Genomic DNA, 16,919 nt, shown 5'->3' on the forward strand with positions numbered 1-16,919 from the left:
GCCCACATCTACGGTTAGACCCGCAACGTCTCCCCCGCCCCCGGCGTTGTCGGGCAGGCCACGTACATCATGAAGACGCACGGCCTTGAAAATCCGAGGGTGATCGCGTACATCTTGAATGTGTACGATATACAAGGACAACGGAGATGCCCCGAGCTGCCGTAGATGACAATAAGCGCATGAATCTGCGGGTCTCGCCGGAAACGAAGGCCAAGCTCGTGCGCGCCGCTGCGTTGCGCGACACCGATCTAACCAACTTCGTTACGCAGACCGCCTTGCGTGAAGCCGAGGCCGTGATCGAGGCGGCCGATGTCGTGCGCTTGTCTGCGCGCGATCATGCGCGTGTGCTCGAACTGCTGGAAAATCCCCCCAAGCCCAACGCGAAGCTGCGGGCAGCGATAGCGGCGTTGCCTGATACTCTATGACGCTGCCGGTCTGGAACGAGGAAGCAATCGCGAAATCGCATGACCGCCAGTCCTTCGACTGTGGCGATCCCGCCATGAATGATTTTCTTCGACGCTTTGCGCGTCAAAGCCACGAACAGAATGCCTCAAAAACCTTCTGCGCGATCGATGTCGCCACGCCTAACCGCGTGCTCGGCTTCTACACGTTGGCCCCTTCTGCCGTGAAGCACGACGACGTGCCGGCGTCGATGACGCAGGGGTTGGCCCAGCACGAGGTCTCCGGGTTTAAGCTGGCGCGGATCGCCACCGATGTCAGCGTAGCGGGTCACGGCCTGGGCGGTCAGCTTCTTGCCGCCGCGGCGCTTCGCTGCTTGCGGGTCGCGTCCGAAGCCGGCGGCGTGCTGCTGATTATCGACGCCAAAGGCGAGCGTGCTGCGCGATGGTATGCCGGCTACGGAGCAGAGCCGCTTCAGAACCGGCCGCTCACGCTGGTCATGCCGTTGGTCACCTTCGCCGCCGATCTCAAGGCCAAGGGTCTTCTCTGACGGTCGTTCCGGCCTGTAGCTTTGGGCGGCCGGTTCGGGTTGTTTGATGCCCATACGATCGGGTGATGACGCAACGCTTTCGCTGGTCATCAAAACGCAGAAAGAAGCGATTTTCGCCGCAGAGATGAACGGCTCCTTCGTTACGCCCCCGCACAGGCCGTCAGATGACGAGGATCGGCGCCTTGTTGCGCACGCGATCGTAAAGATCGATCACGTCCTGATTGACCATGCGGACGCAACCGGAAGAGACCGCCTTGCCGATCGATTGCCATTCGGGCGTCCCGTGGACGCGATAGAGCGTATCCTGGCCGTTCTGGAAGATGTAGAGCGCGCGCGAGCCGAGCGGATTGTCGAGTCCCGGCGGCATGCCGCCATTATCGGCGGAATATTTCGCCAGTACCGGCTGACGGGCGATCATTTCGTTCGGCGGCGTCCACTTCGGCCATTTCTGCTTCCACTGGATCAGACCGCGGCCCGACCAGGCGAAGCCTTCGCGGCCTAACCCGACGCCATAGCGCATCGCCCGCCCGCCCGGCTGGACGAGGTACAGATAGCGGTCGGCCGTATCGACGACGATCGTGCCGGGGGCCTCACCGAAGGGATCGCCGACCTCCTGGCGATAAAAGCGCGGATCGATCTGTCTGAAGGGCACCTCCGGGATGAGAAAGCCGCCATCCTCCCGCGCCGCATAGATCTCCGCGTAATAGGCATCCTGCGGCGGCAGGCCGATCGGCCCCTCGCCGACCGGTCCCTCGAAGATCCCGCCCGGCGGCCCGTTCCAGCGGCTTTCGAGCGCAGGATTGCGGTAGACCGGCATCGTTTGCTCGCGGAAGCGGTTCGTGTTCATCGATGAGGTGCAGCCCGCAAGTCCGGCGGAGGCGATTGCCAAGCCGGATGTGCGGAGAAACTGACGTCGGGACAAAGCTGGCAGTGATGACATCTAACTCTAACGGGGTTGTGCTGCACGGAAAGAGTCCAGGTGCTCCATTCCGAGGGCCGGATCAAGGTGCTTCGAAAGTGAATCGTTGCGAAGCCGTCTCGAATGGTTATCGGCAAGTCGGAACGGGACGCAAGCGGAAACCGCTCCCTGTGGCACCAGATTGCATTTACGGCCGCTCGCGAACATCACGGCCGCTGGGAGGAAAGCAGCGCTTCGAAATCCTCGCCCGACAAGGGCTGGCTGAAGAAATAGCCCTGGATCTCGTCGCAGCCGCTTTCTTTGAGAAACTCGACCTGGGCCTTTGTCTCGACACCCTCGGCAATGACGCGCAGGCCGAGCTTCTGTGCAAGCGAGATGATCGCGGATGTAATCGCCATGTCGTCGGCATCGTCCGGAATGTCCGTCACGAAGGACCGGTCGATCTTCAGCCGGCGCACCGGGAAGCGCTTGAGCGCGCTGAGGCTCGAATAGCCTGTCCCGAAATCGTCGATCGCAAGGTGCACGCCGATCGCCTCCAGCGCATGCATCGTGGCGATCGCCCCCGGCACGTCCTGCATGATCAGACTTTCGGTGAGCTCGAGTTCGAGGTAACGGGCCTCGAGGCCGGTCTCCTCCAAAACCGCCGCCACACGCGCCGCCCAGTTGCGCTCGCGGAACTGCCGCGCTGAAACGTTGACGCTGACGATCAGCGGCGGCAGACCGGCGTCCTGCCAGGCCTTCAGCTGGCGGCAGGCGGCGCGCAGGACCCAGTCTCCAATCGGGACGATCAGACCGGTTTCCTCGGCGAGCGGAATGAATGCCGCGGGCGAGATGATGCCGCGCACCGGGTGCTGCCAGCGCAACAGCGCCTCCGCAGCGAAGATGCGGCCGGTCTCGAGGCTCATCTGCGGTTGGAAATGCAGCAGGAACTCCTCCCGCGCAAGCGCCTCGCGAAGCTCTTCTTGCGACTGGAGTTTTTCATGGGCTCTGGCGGCCATCGCCTCGGTGAAGACCTGGATGTTGTTGCGGCCGAGCTCCTTGGCGCGATACATGGCCATGTCGGCATTGGCGAGAAGTTCGCCCGCCGTCGTGCCCTGGTTGGGGAAGCAGGCCACGCCCATGCTGCAGTTCACCTGCAGGGAGCGGCCCTGCAACTGCACCGGCATGGCGATTGCAGCGCGGATGTCCTCCAGCCGCGACAGAACGACGTCCCGCTCCTTCGGCAGGCCGTTCAGGAGGATGATGAACTCGTCGCCGCCGACGCGCACGACGGAATCGGACCTGCGCACGGCACCCCGCATGCGCCCGGCTACGACCTTCAGGAGCTCATCACCTGTGGCGTGCCCAAGGCTGTCATTGATCAGTTTGAAATCGTCGAGGTCGAGAAAGGCGAGCACGGCCCATTGATCCCGCTCGCGGATCTCCTCGAGCATGCCGGCGACCTGCTCCTCGAAAAGGACGCGGTTCGGCAGCCCCGTCAAGGCGTCGTGATGGGCCATGAAACCGATGCGGTCCTCCGCCCGCTTGCGCTCGATCGCTATTCCGGCGAGATGAGCGGCCATGGCAATCAGTTCCTGCTGCTGCTCGCTCGGCGTTCCAACCTCCTGCGCATAGAGCGCGAATGTCCCGAGCACATTGCGCTCGCGCGACAGGATGGGCGTGGACCAGCAGGAGCGGAGGCCGGAAGGCCCCAGGAGAGGCGCGTATTCCTCCCAGAGCGGATCGGCGAAGACGTCGGAAACGATCACCTGTTCGCCGCACCACGCAGCCGTTCCGCAGGAGCCGGCCGCAGGGCCGATCTCGACGCCATGGATGGCAGCGCAATAATCCGCGTCGAGGCTGGGGGCAGCGCCGTGCAGGAGATGCCCGCCATCCTCCGAAAGGAGCAGGATGGAGGCCTTGATCCCGGGCAGCAGCGCTTCGATCAGCAGCACCAGCTCGTGGAAGAACTCACAAAGGGGCCTGCCCTTGGCGATCATTTCCAGCAACCGGGCCTGACCTTCGAGCAGGCGCTCCGCGGCCTTGCGATCGCTGATATCGCGCGAGATGCCGACGATACCGATGATCCCGCCGCTCTTGCTGCGCAAGGGCACTTTCGAGGTCATCAGCCAGCGATCGCGGCCCTTGGTCACGATGGCGCGTTCCTCGATGCCGAAGATCGGTTCGCCGGTTTCCAACACGCGCCGCTCGGTATCGGCGACGGCCTGGGCGAATTCGTGCGGGTGCAGATCGAAATCGGTCTTGCCGACGAGGTCCCGCAGGCTTTCAAGGCCGTTGTCGGCGACCGTCGCCTCGTTGGCGATCAGGAAGCGCCCCGCCGTATCCTTCGCATAGATATAATCGGGAACGTGGTTGATCATCGCTTCGAGCCAGTAGTGGCGGTCGGCCATGTCGGGTTCGGGCGGAAAGAGACGCGCGACCTCGTCGGCGAGGCGGCTGCCGGCATCGATCAGCCGACGCGTCTGCGCATTGTCGTCCGCGTTCAGGTCGGCATATCGGATGCTGCGGGACGTTTTTCTTGCCAAGCGAAACCTCCGAAGGAGCGGCGCTCGCGCAGATTTAGCGAAAAGAGGTTATGCTTCCCTAAACTCCACAGCGAAAAATCGTCTAAAGGTTGCGCGGAACCACTTCGCATCAAAAGAATTCATGCGACCTATCATTGCCGACGGCTTCTGCCGAGGACGGCGATGGCCTACAGCATAACCATGCAGGAGTTACAGCGACCTTTGCGCGTCTGTCCGACGCGCGCGCTGCAAGGAGCTGAACGACAATCGGAGGACGCGGGAAATGCTGACGATCTATGGAGTTTACCGTTCGCGCGCGTCGCGCAACTACTGGATGGCGGGGGAGCTCGGCCTGCCCTTCCGGTCGGTGCCGGTTGTCCAGGCGCGCCGGGTCGCCGATCCGCTGGCCGCGGATGCCCCCCTCAATACGAAGTCGCCGGGCTTCCTCGCCATAAATCCGATGGGCCTCATACCCGCGATCGAGGATGACGGGTTGGTGCTGACCGAGTCGCTCGCCAACAATCTTTATCTCGCCCGCAAACACGGCGGACCACTGTCACCGGCCGATATCCGGGAGGAAGGGCAGATCGGTAACTGGACGATGTGGGCGGCGACCGAGGTCGAGCCGCATGCGGTGAAGATCGTTCTCGCCTATGACAACGGGATCGAGGACACGCCGGAAGGGCGGGCGGAGATCGCGGCCTGCGCCCGCTCCCTTGAAAAAGCCTTTTCCGTACTCGAAACGCACCTCGCCGATCGCGACTACGTTGTGGGTGACCGCTTTACCGTCGCGGACCTTAATCTCGCGGAGGTTTTCCGCTACACGATGAGCCAGACGGACCTTTTCGAAAAGCACCGCCAGGTCAAGGCCTGGCTGGCGCGCTGCCAATCCCGCCCCGCCTTCAAGGCGATGATGGAGGAACGGCTGAAGGAACCGGAATAAGGCACCTGGCTGGGTGAGCGAAGGCTCTTCTCATCCCGTCATCGCCGCGAGCTGCCGCATTCCGTCCTCGACTTCCTCGCGCACCCAGCGCTTGAAGGCGGCAGCGCCCTTGCTTTCGCGGCGTGAGACGGAGGTGACGAAGTAGTGCCCGAAGCCGGTCTTGGCGCGAATGCCGAACGGCGCCACGAGAGACCCCCTCAGCAGCGCGTATCCGGCAAGCGTCTGCCAGGCAAGCATCACCCCCTGCCCGGCAATCGCCGCATCGAGCGCCAGGGAAGCGTCGTTGAAGGTGTGGCGCACCGTCATGGCCGCACCGGTGAGGCCGGCGGTCTTGAGCCATAGTTCCCAGGAAAACATTGCATGCGCATCGATCACCGCGGGCAGCTTCAGTATGTCCGCGGGCTCACGAAGTCCGGCGGCCAGTGCCGGCGAGCAGACCGGGAAGACCTCCTGCTCGAGCAGCAGTTCCGATCGCACGCCCGGCCAGCGTCCAGCCCCGACGCGGATGCCGAGATCGACATCGGAGGTCTCCAGATTGGCGAGCGTCGTGGTCGCGTCGATCCTCAGCCGGATATCCGGATTACGCTCGGCGAAGCGGTCCAGCCGGTAGACGAGCCAGCGCGCCGCAAAGACCGGCGCGACCGACACCGTCAATACCGAATCGTCACGACGGCGTGCCTGGGCGACTGCCTCGGCGAGCTCCCTGAACGCGCTCGACAATCGCGTCAGCAGCGCGCGCCCGCTATCTGAAACCACAAGCCCCCGCGGCGAGCGCTCGAAAAGCGTACGACCGAGTTGCGCCTCGGTCTTGGCAATCTGCTGGCTGACGGCGCCGGCGGTGACGCCGAGTTCCTCCGCCGCAGCGGCGAGCGAGCCCAGGCGGCCGACCGCCTCGGCCGCGCGCAATCCGTTCAGGTGAACCTTATTCAGGTCTTTCATATAGTTTTTCTAAACCGCTGCCCTCGCAATCTCAATTGCAAACTTCGACAAAGAGGTGGATTCTCCTCCAAAAGATTGAAGGGTTGAGCGGCCGGCGTGACCGGCTGCGCTACCCCAATCCGAGCTGAACGGTGACTGTATGCTGAAGTTTTTCTCAATACTGAAGCGCCCCGGGGCCTCGTCCGACAGTGTTCAAGGACTCGCCTCCGACTGGATGCGCGACCCTCTCCAGCATCCGGATCTCTTCCGTATGGGTGAACGCGAACTCGCGGATCTGCCGTTCCCCGGATGGCCTTGGCCGCGCACTGGGGCGGAGAACCTCTGCAACTGAGGGCGACCAACGCCCGTTTTAACGCTTCGGCTCCGCCGATCCGGGCCGATTGCCGTTACGACTGCACTTCAGCCAGAACCTTGGCGACGGCCGGGCGCTCGGCCATCCGGTTGCGATGGTCGAGGATTCGCGGAAACCGGGCCGGATCGACACCGTCCGACTCGAGCCAGCCGGCGATGGTGAAGAGATAGGGATCGGCGACCGAATAGGCGTCGCCCCTGACAAAGGGGCCGACGAACATCGTGCGCTCGATCAGCGCGAAGCAGTCGGCCATGTTCTGCGGCACCTTGGCCTTCATCGCCTCCTGCGCCGCCGGGTCGTCTGCCCACCGCGCGGCCCGGCGCGCATGGGCATGAGCGACGTGAACCGTCGAGCAGAGATAGCTCAGAAACGACTGCAGCCGCGCGAACTCGAAAGGATCGTCAAGCGGCGCAAGCCGCGCCTTCGGGAAGCTTTGGGCGATATAGGCGAGAATGGCCGGCGTCTCCGTCAGGATACCGCGGTCGGTCACGAGGGCGGGCACCCGCCCCTTGGGGTTGATGGTGAGGTAGTCCGGCTTGGTCTGCTCGGCTTTGGAAAAATCGACCCGATGCACTTCATAGCCGGCACCGGCTTCCTCCAGCGCGATATGCGAGGCAAGCGAGCAGGTTCCAGGCGTATAAAACAGTTTCAGCATCGTTCTTCCTCCCAAATTGCGCGGCTGACGGCGGCGCCGAAGCACAGAAGATCGAATCGCCGCGATTGACAAGTCCTGAGCGAGATCGCGTCAGGCGGCAAAGGCTTCCGTCACCCGCACGTCGCCGACGTGCATTCCGTTCCAGTTGCGCATCGCGTGATTGGCCTGAGCCATCAACGCCTCATGGATTTCGTCATCGTCCGAAAAGAAGCGCGCAAGCGTCGCGGCGACCATCGCCTCGGCGGCCCGGGTCGTGCCGTCCTCGCATTTCAGCGCGATGCCGATACCCTTTTCCGGTATCGCCGCACAGAATACGCCCTCGGCGCCGGTCTTCGCAAAAATGCGGCCGGGAGCCGTCTTCATCAGCCGCGTGCAAGCGCGCTTGGTGCCGGCGACGTAGAAGGGTTCGGCCATGCAGGCGTCGATGAGACGCTTCGAGGCCCGCGCCCGCTCCGTCCCGAGGCCGACCCCGCTCGCCATCCTGGCAAATCCATGAGCAAGTCCTTTCATCGAGAGCGCGTAGGTGGGGATCGAGCAGCCGTCGACGCCGCAATTGTCGCGATCAAGAACCGCTCCCGTCAGCTCCGCCATGACGCCGCGGATTTCCCGCTGGATCGGGTGGTCATAGCCGATATAGCCTTCGACCTCGGTCCCGGAATGGCAGCAGGCGCAGACGAAGCCCGCATGCTTGCCCGAGCAGTTGTTGTGGAGCGCGCTCGGCGCTTCGAGTGAGCGGGCCTGGGCGATCAGCGTCTTCTGGTCGGAGGACCAATGGGCGCCGCACTCAAGCGCCTGGACGTCCCGCCCCGCAGCCGCCAGCATTTTGGCGGCGAGCGCCACATGTTCCGGCTCCCCCGAATGCGACGAGCAGGCCAGCGCCAACTCCCGATCGCCGAAACCATAGGCGTCGGCGGCACCGCTTTCGATCAGCGGCAGCGCCTGCATTGCCTTGCAGGCGGAGCGCGGAAAGATATGAGCATCCGTTTGGCCAAGGGAAAACAGCATCTTTCCGTCGCCATCGACGGCGACGATCATGCCCCGATGGCGGCTTTCGACCAGATTTCCGCGCGTTACTTCGACCAGAACCGGATTCGACATCGGCTGCCCTCAATTTTCCAAGTTTCGGATATGCATCTATCAGGAATCCCACGGCAGAAAAGTCACCGTAGATGAAATTCCTCCGCAAGCTCTTTCTCGTTTTCGCTGTCGTCTACCTGCTTCCGGCGCTCGCCTCGGCGGGCCTGTGGTACTTCAAGGAGCGGCCACAGAGCTGGCACGACGCGGATTGGTCGTCGTCAGGTATTCTGGCGGATGCGGCTGCGAGCCCGCAGGCGGCGATATACGTCTTCTCGGCGACCACCGGAGGCATGAAGGGGGCGGTAGCAAGCCACGCCTGGATCGTCACCAAAGACGAAGGGGCGCCTACATACAACCGTTATGAGAAGGTCGGCTGGGGCAAGCCGATCCGAAAGAACGCCTATGCGGCCGACGGACGCTGGTATTCCAACGAGCCGCGCATCGTCGCGGTAGTCAGGGGCGAGGAAGCCAAGCGCCTGATCCCCAAGATCGAAACGGCGATCGAGGCTTATCCCTATTCTTCGCCGGGCGCCTATCGAATCTGGCCCGGTCCCAACTCCAACACTTTCGTCGCCCATGTCTTGCGATCGGTGCCGGAGCTCGACGTCGTGCTGCCGCCGGATGCGGTCGGGCGCGACTATCTGCCGGAGGGGAAACTGTTCCATGTCGATGCCGACGGTCGCGACCTGCATGCGACGCTTTACGGCCTCGCCGGCGTCTCGGCCGGCTGGCGCAGCGGGCTGGAACTGCACTTCATGGGACTGGTGGCGGGCTTCGACGTCGCGCGGCCCGGCATCAAGATTCCGGCACTCGGCCGCTTCGGAATCTGAGGGGATGGCACGCGGGCGGAAAACCGCACACATTTTTCCTCATCCCGCTCCATAGGAAAAGGGCCGCCCTGCGGCGGCCCTTCCATGAGCTTTGGCCTCACAATGGCCGGGTGCTGAGACCCTAAGGAAGGCGGCTATCAAGCCGAGGGCTGCCTCGACTCCTTCACCTCTCCCATGTCCATTACGAGGTCCGAAATCTCATTAGACATTGGATCACCTTCCTTTCTGTTCGTTGACGTTAATCCCAACGTAAGCGATCTTTGGGCCAATACAAGGGCGACCATCGTCTTATTGTTTGTTGTTACCCGATCCGCATCACGATCTTGCCGATATGATCGCCCTGCTCCATCAGGCGATGAGCGCCGGCAATCTCGGCGAAGGGCAGGATCGCCTGGATGACCGGCGCAACTTCGCCCCCTTCCAGCAGCGGCCAGACCTTTTCCGCCAGCCCGTCGCGGATTGCCTGCTTCTCGGCGGCGGTGCGCGGCCGGAGCAACGAACCCATTATCTGCAGGCGCTTCATGAGAATTGGCGCAATGTTGGCGTCCTCCACCCGGGCGCTGCCGAGGAAGGCGATGATCGACAGGCGCCCGTCCTTGGCAAGGCTGCCGATGTTGCGCTCGAAGTAGCGCCCGCCCACCATGTCGAGAATGACGTCGACCCCGCGACCGCCGGTTTCTTCCAGCACGACGGCCCTGAAATCCTCCTCACGATAATTGATCGCACGTTTCGCCCCGAGTGCCTCGCAGGCCTCGCACTTCGCAACGTTCCCGGCGGTCGCGAAGACCTCTGCACCGAATGCCTTGGCAAGCTGGATGGCGGTCGTGCCGATACCGCTGGATCCTCCATGGACAAGGAACGTTTCGCCGGCCTTCAGGCGGGCCATGTCGAAGACGTTGGCCCAGACCGTGAAGAAAGTCTCCGGCAAGGCTGCCGCCTTCGCGGCATCGTAGCCCTTGGGCCAGCGAAGGGCCTGCGTGGCGGGAACGGCGCAATATTCCGCGTAAGCGCCGCCATTGGCCAGAGCGCAGACCTTGTCGCCGGTCGAGAAGCCGGCCGCTCCCTCGCCGAGAGCAACCACTTCGCCTGCAACTTCGAGCCCGAGGATGGGACTCGCCCCAGCGGGCAGCGGGTAGTCTCCCTTGCGCTGCAGGACGTCCGGCCGATTGATGCCGAAGGCTTCGACGCGGATCAGAATGTCGCCGGGCCGGACCTCAGGCATCGCCCCCCGCGCCAGCACCATATTCTCCGGCCCTCCGGGGCCAGGCAGATCGACATAGGTCATTTCTGTCGGAAGGGTCATGACGGCATCCTCGCAAAACGGTTCCGCCTATACCTATAGCCCTCTTGCCGTTCGGGAAAGTTCGTCGTGCATCCGCTGCTCAGGTCCGGTCGAGGGGTTCCATGACGAGGCCTTCTTCGCTCGCCTTGGCGCGCGCCTTTATCTCCGCGATCCGCTTGCTCACGGTCTGTCCGTCCGAGAGGACAAGGCCTTCCGGAAGCAAAAGCACCGCGATCGAACAGCGCATCAGGGGGAAAGCCTTCGTGGTGCCGTCGCGGCCATATCCGCTGATCCGTCCCGCCGACAGATGCTCGGGCGAATAGAGCTGGCGGACGTCCGAGCGAAAGTCGTCGATCAGACGTGAAAGGACGCCCCGTATGTCCTCCTCGGTGGAACCGTCGATGCCGACGAAGAAATCGTCGCCTCCGACGTGACCCAGGAACTTCCCTTCGCCTATGAAGTGGCGCCGCAGGAGCGCCGCAAAGAGCGTGATCGCGAGATCCCCCTTCTGGAAGCCGTAGGTATCGTTGAAGGGTTTGAAATCGTCGAAGTCGCAGTAGCAGAAGTAGCGGGCCTGGTCGCCGTCCAGGATCGCGTGCTGGACATAATCGCGGATCGCGCGATTGCCGGGAAGGCCCGTCAACGGATTCTGCTCCTGGGCCGTCTTCAACTGCTTCTCGTTGATGATCTTCAGGAGCGACGAAGCGGAGAGAATGCCGGCATAGCGCATGTTCTCCGTGAGGATGACGCAGTCGCTCCCGTTCATGCCGGCGAAGATCTTGAGCATCTCGTCGGCGGGCGTGTCGAGATCGGCGATCGGCGCGGGCGTGACGAAATGCGAGATGCGGCGCTGATAGAGGCGGTTCTTCAGGAGGTCGCGGCCAAAGGGATGATAGATCATCTCCTTGACGTGATACTCGTGCAGGATGCCGCGCGGTTCGCCATTGGCATTCAGGACCGGAAAGAAAGCCTGGCGTGGATTGAGCCGGAAAAGGTCGAACACGGAATCGAGATCGTCGCTCTCCCTCGCTGCCGGAAGCTGCTCGATCTCCTTGCGGATCAGGATGCTGTCAAGGGTCGCAGACGGGCGCCGAGCGCCGCCGGCCGGTTCGAGATGTGCGTAGACGGCCTGCAGCTCCGTGACGTGCGTCGTCGGTCGGGCGATGAAGTAGCCCTGCATCAGATCGCAACCGAGATCACGGCAGACGAGAAACTCCGCCTCCGTCTCCACGCCCTCGGCGATGACCCGCGACCCGAGCACATGGGCCATATTGACCGTATGCCGGACGAGGTGCCGCTTGCGGGGGTCCTTGTCTATATCGCAGATGAAGTGCCGGTCGATCTTCACATAGTCGACCGGCTGGTCGCAGAGCAGTTTCAAGCCGTTGAACCCCGCACCGAAATCGTCGATCGCGAGCTTGAATCCCGCAAGCCGCAGCTGCCGCACGAGCGCGGAAAAGTCAGGCATCTTGCTGCTGTCGAAACGTTCCGACAGTTCGAAGCAAAGAGAGGACGGCGCGATATTCGCACGCTTCAAGTGGTTGACGAGGCGATCGACGATGTCGCCCTCGGCGCCGACGAGCCGCGCATCGAAATTGAGAAAGAGCGTGCGCGCCGAAAAGTCCGGGAGCGCGGCAAACGCGGCGACGGCGCGGCTGTTGATCAGGTGCTCGAGCGCGAGCAACTGCCCCGCGCTCTCGGCCCTGTCGAGCAATTCGACCGGCGAGGCAAAGCCCAGGCGCTCGAAACCGCGCATCAGGGATTCATAGCCGAACACCGCCCCGGTCGCCGCTTCCACGATCGGCTGGAGGGCATTTTCGATGACGAGTTTGGCAAGGGTCACGATCTGGTCGTCGCCGAAACGGCGAAGCGACAGGATTTCTGCGGGGGCGGCCGACATGCCGGGCTCCAGGGATAGGACACACAAACGCGCGCCAGCATCGGAGCCAGGCGTCAACGAAATCTTTCGCGAATGTGAAAGTTTGATGAAGCTTCGGAAAAGCCTGCTCAGCCCCTTGCGAGAACCCCGAAGGCGATCGAGGCCAGCCCCTGCATGACGAGATCGACCGCCAGGAAAAGACCCAGTATCCAGAGGCTGTCGACCGGCCAGCCGGCAGCGATGATGAGGCCGGCTAGCAGGGTCACGAGGCCGCCGATGACCATCCACCCCCAGCCGCCAAGAGGACGAAGCCTGAACCCTACCCAGATGCGGGAGCAACCGGCGGCGATCAGCGCCACCGCCAGCAGAAATGTCAGCACCGAGGAGGCGAGGACAGGATTGATGAAAGCGAACAGGCCTGCCGCAGCATAGAAGGCACCGCTCAAGATCCAGTAAAGGACACTCCCCCAGTTTTTGACCTGAAAGGCGTGGGCGAGGTTGAGCAGGCCGCCGATCAGCATGATGAGACCGACGTAATAGACGGAGGCGACTGTCGCCATCAGCAGGTTTCCGAAGGCGATGCCGCCGCACATGATCAGAAGCACGCCGAGTGCGACGAACCACCCCCATTTTCCGGCAAGGGCCTCTCTGCCGGCGGGATCGAACGCGTGAACCATTTCAACCTCCAGTCATGCCTATGCGCATGGACGCCTCCCGCTGATTGAGCCGGATTTCCAAGCAAAAAGAAAGAGAAAAGCGCAGGATTTTTTTATTGATTGATGGATCAATCAAAAATAAGCTAGAGTCAGAGGAGTTCGAAGATGCCCAAGGTCGGAATGGAGCCGGTGCGCCGCAAGGCGCTGGTCGATGCGGCGCTGCGCGTGATCGGCGACCAAGGGACGCTCGCGGTCACCATGTCGGATATCGCGCGGACGGCCGGCGTTTCGCCCGCGCTCGCGCATCACTATTTCGGCAGCAAGGAACAGTTGCTGATCGCCACCATCCGCAGCCTTCTCGGCAAGCTGCGCGACGACGCCGTGTCTGCGATGAAGGCGGCCTCGACGCCGCGCGCAAAGGTGAGTGCTCTGATCAGCGTGAGTTTTCGCGCCGATCAGTTCGCGCCGGAGACGGTCGCAGCCTGGCTCGCCTTCTATTCGGAGGCGCAACGGTCGGAGGAAGTGCGGCGGCTGCTGGTGATCTATGCGCGGCGGCTGCGCTCAAACCTGCTCGCGGGTCTGAGAGCGCTCTGCCCGGCAGATGACGCGGAACGCATCGCCGAGGGCGCCGCTGCGATGATCGACGGGCTCTACATCCGGCAAAGTTTGAAATCGGCGCCGATCAGCATCGAAGCCTCGGTGGCGCTCACGGAAGATTACGTGAATGCGCATCTGAGGGCGAGCGACGGGAAAGGCTCCCCTCCCCGGGTTTGCTCCGAGGATTAGCCCCTCCCTCCCGGCGGGCAGAAGGTGGCGGCAGCCGCAGCTGACAATCGCCGACCGGCCAAGCAAGACGAAGCAAGAATTCGAACCACGAGGAAACGATCAAGTGACCACCGGGAAGCCGAATATTCTGATCATCATGGTGGACCAGCTGAACGGAAAGCTTTTTCCGGACGGGCCTGCAGACTTCCTGCACGCGCCCAACCTGAAGGCGCTGGCCAAGCGATCGGCCCGTTTCCGCAACAACTACACCTCGTCGCCACTATGTGCCCCAGCCCGAGCATCCTTCATGGCCGGGCAATTGCCGAGCCGCACGCGGGTTTATGACAATGCCGCCGAGTACCAGTCGTCGATCCCGACCTATGCACATCACCTGCGCCGGGCCGGCTATTACACCGCGCTTTCCGGCAAGATGCATTTCGTCGGACCGGACCAGCTGCACGGCTTCGAGGAGCGTTTGACGACCGATATCTATCCGGCCGATTTCGGCTGGACGCCGGATTACCGCAAGCCGGGCGAGCGCATCGACTGGTGGTATCACAATCTCGGCTCCGTCACCGGCGCCGGGGTCGCCGAGATCACCAACCAGATGGAATATGACGACGAGGTGGCATTCCTCGCCAACCAGAAACTCTACCAGCTTTCGCGGGAAAACGACGATGCGAGCCGGCGCCCCTGGTGCCTCACCGTCTCCTTTACCCATCCGCACGACCCCTATGTCGCGCGGCGCAAATTCTGGGACCTCTACGAGGATTGCGAGCACCTCACGCCCGAGGTCGACGCTATCCCCCTCGACGAGCAGGACCCGCATTCGCAGCGCATCATGCTGTCCTGCGATTACCGGAACTTCGAGCTGACGGAGGAGAATGTCCGCCGCTCTCGCCGCGCCTATTTCGCCAACATCTCCTATCTCGACGAGAAGGTCGGCGAACTGGTCGACACCCTCACGCGGACGCGGATGCTCGATGACACCCTCATCCTCTTCTGTTCCGACCACGGCGACATGCTCGGCGAACGCGGCCTCTGGTTCAAGATGAACTTTTTCGAAGGCTCGGCGCGCGTGCCGCTGATGATTGCCGGCCCCGGTATCGCACCCGGCCTGCATCTGACGCCGACCTCCAATCTCGACGTGACGCCGACGCTTGCGGACCTCGCCGGCATTTCTCTCGAGGAAGTGAAGCCCTGGACCGATGGCGTCAGCCTCGTGCCGATGGTCAACGGCGTCGAGCGCACCGAACCGGTGCTGATGGAATATGCGGCCGAGGCCTCCTATGCGCCGCTGGTCGCCATTCGCGAGGGCAAGTGGAAATACATCCACTGCGCACTCGATCCGGACCAGCTCTTCGACCTCGAGACCGATCCGCTGGAGCTCACGAACCTCGCAGCGAAGCCGCGCGGACCTGTCGACCAGGCAACGCTTACCGCATTCCAGGACATGCGCGCCGCCCATTGGGACATGCAGGCCTTCGATGCTGCCGTACGCGAAAGCCAGGCCCGCCGCTGGGTCGTCTACGAGGCGCTGAGAAACGGCGCCTATTACCCCTGGGATCACCAGCCGCTGCAAAAGGCATCGGAGCGATACATGCGCAATCACATGAACCTCGACAATCTCGAGGAGTCCAAACGCTATCCGCGAGGAGAATGAGATGAGAGCCCAACCGAAAGCCTCGCACTTCATCGACGGCGAATATGTCGAGGACACCGGCGGCACGGTGATCGAGAGCATCTATCCGGCGACCGGCGAAGTCATCGCCCGCCTCCATGCCGCAACACCCGCAATCGTCGAAAAGGCGATCGCAGCGGCGAAGCGCGCGCAGCCGGAATGGGCGGCGATGAGCCCGACCGCGCGCGGGCGTGTCCTGAAGCGGGCCGCCGAAATCATGCGCCAGCGCAACCGCGAGCTTTCCGAGCTCGAAACGCTCGACACGGGGAAGCCGATCCAGGAAACCATCGTGGCCGACCCGACGTCCGGTGCCGACAGTTTCGAATTTTTCGGCGGCGTCGCGCCCGCCGCACTCAACGGCGATTATATCCCGCTCGGCGGCGACTTTGCCTATACCAAGCGGGTGCCGCTCGGCGTCTGCGTCGGCATCGGCGCCTGGAACTACCCTCAGCAGATCGCCTGTTGGAAAGGTGCGCCCGCACTCGTCGCGGGCAACGCCATGGTCTTCAAGCCTTCGGAAAACACCCCGCTCGGCGCACTTAAGATCGCCGAAATCCTCATCGAAGCGGGTCTGCCGAAGGGCCTCTTCAACGTCATTCAGGGCGACCGCGCGACGGGCCCGCTCCTCGTCAACCATCCGGACGTCGCAAAGGTGTCGCTCACCGGCTCCGTGCCGACCGGAAAGAAGGTGGCCGGCGCCGCCGCCGCGGAACTCAAGCACGTCACCATGGAGCTCGGCGGCAAGTCACCTCTGATCGTGTTCGAGGATTCCGATCTCGAAAGCGCGATCGGCGGCGCAATGCTCGGCAATTTCTACTCGACCGGCCAGGTCTGCTCCAACGGTACCCGCGTCTTTGTGCAGAAGAAGATCAAGGAGCCCTTCCTCGCCCGTCTCAAGGAACGCACCGAAGCGATCGTCATCGGCGACCCCCTGGACGAGACGACGCAGCTTGGGCCGATGGTCTCGGCGGCGCAACGCGACAAGGTCTTCTCCTATATCGAGAAGGGCAGAGCGGAAGGGGCGCGCCTCGTCACCGGCGGCGGCATTCCCAACAATGTGAGCGGCGAAGGCACCTATATCCAGCCGACCGTCTTTGCCGACGTCACCGACGACATGACAATCGCCCGCGAAGAAATCTTCGGGCCGGTCATGTGCGTGCTCGACTTCGACGACGAGGCGGAAGTCATCCGACGCGCCAACGCCACGGAGTTCGGCCTATCGGCCGGCGTCTTCACCGCGGACCTCACCCGCGCCCACCGGGTCGCCGACCGGCTCGAGGCCGGCACGCTCTGGATCAACACCTATAATCTCTGCCCGGTAGAGATCCCCTTCGGCGGGTCCAAGCAGTCGGGCTTCGGACGCGAGAATTCGGTCGCGGCGCTGAACCACTATACCGAGCTCAAGACCGTCTATGTCGGCATGGGGCCGGTCGAGGCGCCGTATTGAGCTTTGCAGTTCTGCCCTCTCGGGTTTGACCCGAGGACTAA

15 protein-coding genes are annotated in these 16,919 nt (G+C 63.1%); 7 read left to right on the forward strand and 8 right to left on the reverse strand.

Translation table 11 applies throughout. From position 1 onward, the window contains the following. Positions 1 to 146 precede the first annotated feature (146 nt). Both ACTJKL_RS14170 and ACTJKL_RS14175 read left to right on the forward strand, forming a co-directional pair. Positions 147 to 425 carry a type II toxin-antitoxin system TacA family antitoxin gene (locus tag ACTJKL_RS14170; protein ID WP_100674542.1) on the forward strand — a complete coding sequence of 93 codons (279 nt, stop codon included), beginning with the start codon at positions 147 to 149 and terminating at the stop codon, positions 423 to 425. Further along, positions 422 to 949 (forward strand): GNAT family N-acetyltransferase, encoded by a 528-nt coding sequence (locus tag ACTJKL_RS14175; RefSeq protein WP_100674543.1) that lies wholly within the window; start codon positions 422 to 424, stop codon positions 947 to 949. The genes ACTJKL_RS14170 and ACTJKL_RS14175 overlap by 4 nt, the downstream gene beginning before the upstream one ends. A gap of 160 nt (positions 950 to 1,109) precedes the next feature. Here the strand turns inward: ACTJKL_RS14175 and ACTJKL_RS14180 are convergent, their stop codons facing one another. Both ACTJKL_RS14180 and ACTJKL_RS14185 read right to left on the reverse strand, forming a co-directional pair. After that, positions 1,110 to 1,889, reverse strand: a complete 780-nt coding sequence (locus tag ACTJKL_RS14180; RefSeq protein ID WP_026168561.1) for a L,D-transpeptidase family protein — start codon at positions 1,887 to 1,889, stop codon at positions 1,110 to 1,112. Between the two features lie 185 nt (positions 1,890 to 2,074). Beyond that, entirely contained in the window at positions 2,075 to 4,393 is a 2,319-nt protein-coding gene (locus tag ACTJKL_RS14185) for a putative bifunctional diguanylate cyclase/phosphodiesterase (RefSeq protein ID WP_440853138.1), read from the reverse strand. A 262-nt stretch (positions 4,394 to 4,655) separates the two neighbouring features. Between ACTJKL_RS14185 and ACTJKL_RS14190 the strand changes: the two genes are divergently transcribed. Then, positions 4,656 to 5,315: a glutathione S-transferase family protein gene (locus ACTJKL_RS14190; RefSeq protein WP_440853139.1), complete on the forward strand. Its 660-nt coding sequence runs from the start codon at positions 4,656 to 4,658 to the stop codon at positions 5,313 to 5,315. Between the two features lie 30 nt (positions 5,316 to 5,345). Here ACTJKL_RS14190 and ACTJKL_RS14195 read toward each other — a convergent pair whose 3' ends face one another. From ACTJKL_RS14195 to ACTJKL_RS14205, 3 genes are all read right to left on the reverse strand, one after another. Then, positions 5,346 to 6,254 carry a LysR substrate-binding domain-containing protein gene (locus ACTJKL_RS14195; RefSeq protein ID WP_440853140.1) on the reverse strand — a complete coding sequence of 303 codons (909 nt, stop codon included), beginning with the start codon at positions 6,252 to 6,254 and terminating at the stop codon, positions 5,346 to 5,348. A 386-nt stretch (positions 6,255 to 6,640) separates the two neighbouring features. Continuing rightward, complete coding sequence (locus tag ACTJKL_RS14200) at positions 6,641 to 7,261, reverse strand: glutathione S-transferase family protein (protein WP_003536681.1); 621 nt, start codon at positions 7,259 to 7,261, stop codon at positions 6,641 to 6,643. Between the two features lie 90 nt (positions 7,262 to 7,351). Continuing rightward, positions 7,352 to 8,359, reverse strand: coding sequence for an asparaginase (locus ACTJKL_RS14205; protein ID WP_440853141.1), 1,008 nt, complete (start codon positions 8,357 to 8,359; stop codon positions 7,352 to 7,354). A 71-nt stretch (positions 8,360 to 8,430) separates the two neighbouring features. Between ACTJKL_RS14205 and ACTJKL_RS14210 the strand changes: the two genes are divergently transcribed. After that, positions 8,431 to 9,168 carry a DUF3750 domain-containing protein gene (locus ACTJKL_RS14210; protein WP_440853142.1) on the forward strand — a complete coding sequence of 246 codons (738 nt, stop codon included), beginning with the start codon at positions 8,431 to 8,433 and terminating at the stop codon, positions 9,166 to 9,168. 301 nt (positions 9,169 to 9,469) lie between these two features. Here the strand turns inward: ACTJKL_RS14210 and ACTJKL_RS14215 are convergent, their stop codons facing one another. The 3 genes from ACTJKL_RS14215 to ACTJKL_RS14225 all read right to left on the reverse strand — a co-directional run bounded on the left by ACTJKL_RS14215 (position 9,470) and on the right by ACTJKL_RS14225 (position 13,006). Then, positions 9,470 to 10,471: an NAD(P)H-quinone oxidoreductase gene (locus tag ACTJKL_RS14215; protein ID WP_440853143.1), complete on the reverse strand. Its 1,002-nt coding sequence runs from the start codon at positions 10,469 to 10,471 to the stop codon at positions 9,470 to 9,472. 79 nt (positions 10,472 to 10,550) lie between these two features. After that, positions 10,551 to 12,350 carry an EAL domain-containing protein gene (locus ACTJKL_RS14220; protein WP_440853144.1) on the reverse strand — a complete coding sequence of 600 codons (1,800 nt, stop codon included), beginning with the start codon at positions 12,348 to 12,350 and terminating at the stop codon, positions 10,551 to 10,553. A gap of 107 nt (positions 12,351 to 12,457) precedes the next feature. After that, positions 12,458 to 13,006 (reverse strand): HdeD family acid-resistance protein, encoded by a 549-nt coding sequence (locus ACTJKL_RS14225; RefSeq protein ID WP_018094491.1) that lies wholly within the window; start codon positions 13,004 to 13,006, stop codon positions 12,458 to 12,460. Between the two features lie 144 nt (positions 13,007 to 13,150). Here ACTJKL_RS14225 and betI point away from each other — a divergent pair, with 144 nt between their 5' ends. From betI to betB, 3 genes are all read left to right on the forward strand, one after another. Further along, positions 13,151 to 13,771: a transcriptional regulator BetI gene (gene betI / locus ACTJKL_RS14230; RefSeq protein WP_018094490.1), complete on the forward strand. Its 621-nt coding sequence runs from the start codon at positions 13,151 to 13,153 to the stop codon at positions 13,769 to 13,771. 103 nt (positions 13,772 to 13,874) lie between these two features. Further along, positions 13,875 to 15,413: a choline-sulfatase gene (gene betC, locus ACTJKL_RS14235; RefSeq protein WP_338278543.1), complete on the forward strand. Its 1,539-nt coding sequence runs from the start codon at positions 13,875 to 13,877 to the stop codon at positions 15,411 to 15,413. A gap of 1 nt (position 15,414) precedes the next feature. After that, on the forward strand, positions 15,415 to 16,878 hold the full coding sequence (betB, locus tag ACTJKL_RS14240; protein ID WP_440853145.1) for a betaine-aldehyde dehydrogenase: 1,464 nt from the start codon (positions 15,415 to 15,417) through the stop codon (positions 16,876 to 16,878). Positions 16,879 to 16,919: the final 41 nt, after the last annotated feature.

Origin of the sequence: Sinorhizobium sp. 22678, from assembly GCF_052044265.1 — a bacterium.
Classification (GTDB): Bacteria; Pseudomonadota; Alphaproteobacteria; order Rhizobiales; family Rhizobiaceae; genus Sinorhizobium; species Sinorhizobium meliloti_A.

What these genes read in the sequence shown, in the direction of transcription:
- ACTJKL_RS14195 (WP_440853140.1), bottom strand. Translation starts at nt 6,254, where the DNA reads ATGAAAGACCTGAATAAGGTTCACCTGAACGGATTGCGCGCGGCCGAG.
- ACTJKL_RS14180 (WP_026168561.1), bottom strand. Translation starts at nt 1,889, where the DNA reads ATGTCATCACTGCCAGCTTTGTCCCGACGTCAGTTTCTCCGCACATCC.
- ACTJKL_RS14200 (WP_003536681.1), bottom strand. Translation starts at nt 7,261, where the DNA reads ATGCTGAAACTGTTTTATACGCCTGGAACCTGCTCGCTTGCCTCGCAT.
- ACTJKL_RS14205 (WP_440853141.1), bottom strand. Translation starts at nt 8,359, where the DNA reads ATGTCGAATCCGGTTCTGGTCGAAGTAACGCGCGGAAATCTGGTCGAA.
- ACTJKL_RS14170 (WP_100674542.1), top strand. Translation starts at nt 147, where the DNA reads ATGCCCCGAGCTGCCGTAGATGACAATAAGCGCATGAATCTGCGGGTC.
- ACTJKL_RS14215 (WP_440853143.1), bottom strand. Translation starts at nt 10,471, where the DNA reads ATGACCCTTCCGACAGAAATGACCTATGTCGATCTGCCTGGCCCCGGA.
- ACTJKL_RS14220 (WP_440853144.1), bottom strand. Translation starts at nt 12,350, where the DNA reads ATGTCGGCCGCCCCCGCAGAAATCCTGTCGCTTCGCCGTTTCGGCGAC.
- ACTJKL_RS14225 (WP_018094491.1), bottom strand. Translation starts at nt 13,006, where the DNA reads ATGGTTCACGCGTTCGATCCCGCCGGCAGAGAGGCCCTTGCCGGAAAA.
- ACTJKL_RS14210 (WP_440853142.1), top strand. Translation starts at nt 8,431, where the DNA reads ATGAAATTCCTCCGCAAGCTCTTTCTCGTTTTCGCTGTCGTCTACCTG.
- betI (WP_018094490.1), top strand. Translation starts at nt 13,151, where the DNA reads ATGCCCAAGGTCGGAATGGAGCCGGTGCGCCGCAAGGCGCTGGTCGAT.
- betB (WP_440853145.1), top strand. Translation starts at nt 15,415, where the DNA reads ATGAGAGCCCAACCGAAAGCCTCGCACTTCATCGACGGCGAATATGTC.
- ACTJKL_RS14175 (WP_100674543.1), top strand. Translation starts at nt 422, where the DNA reads ATGACGCTGCCGGTCTGGAACGAGGAAGCAATCGCGAAATCGCATGAC.
- ACTJKL_RS14190 (WP_440853139.1), top strand. Translation starts at nt 4,656, where the DNA reads ATGCTGACGATCTATGGAGTTTACCGTTCGCGCGCGTCGCGCAACTAC.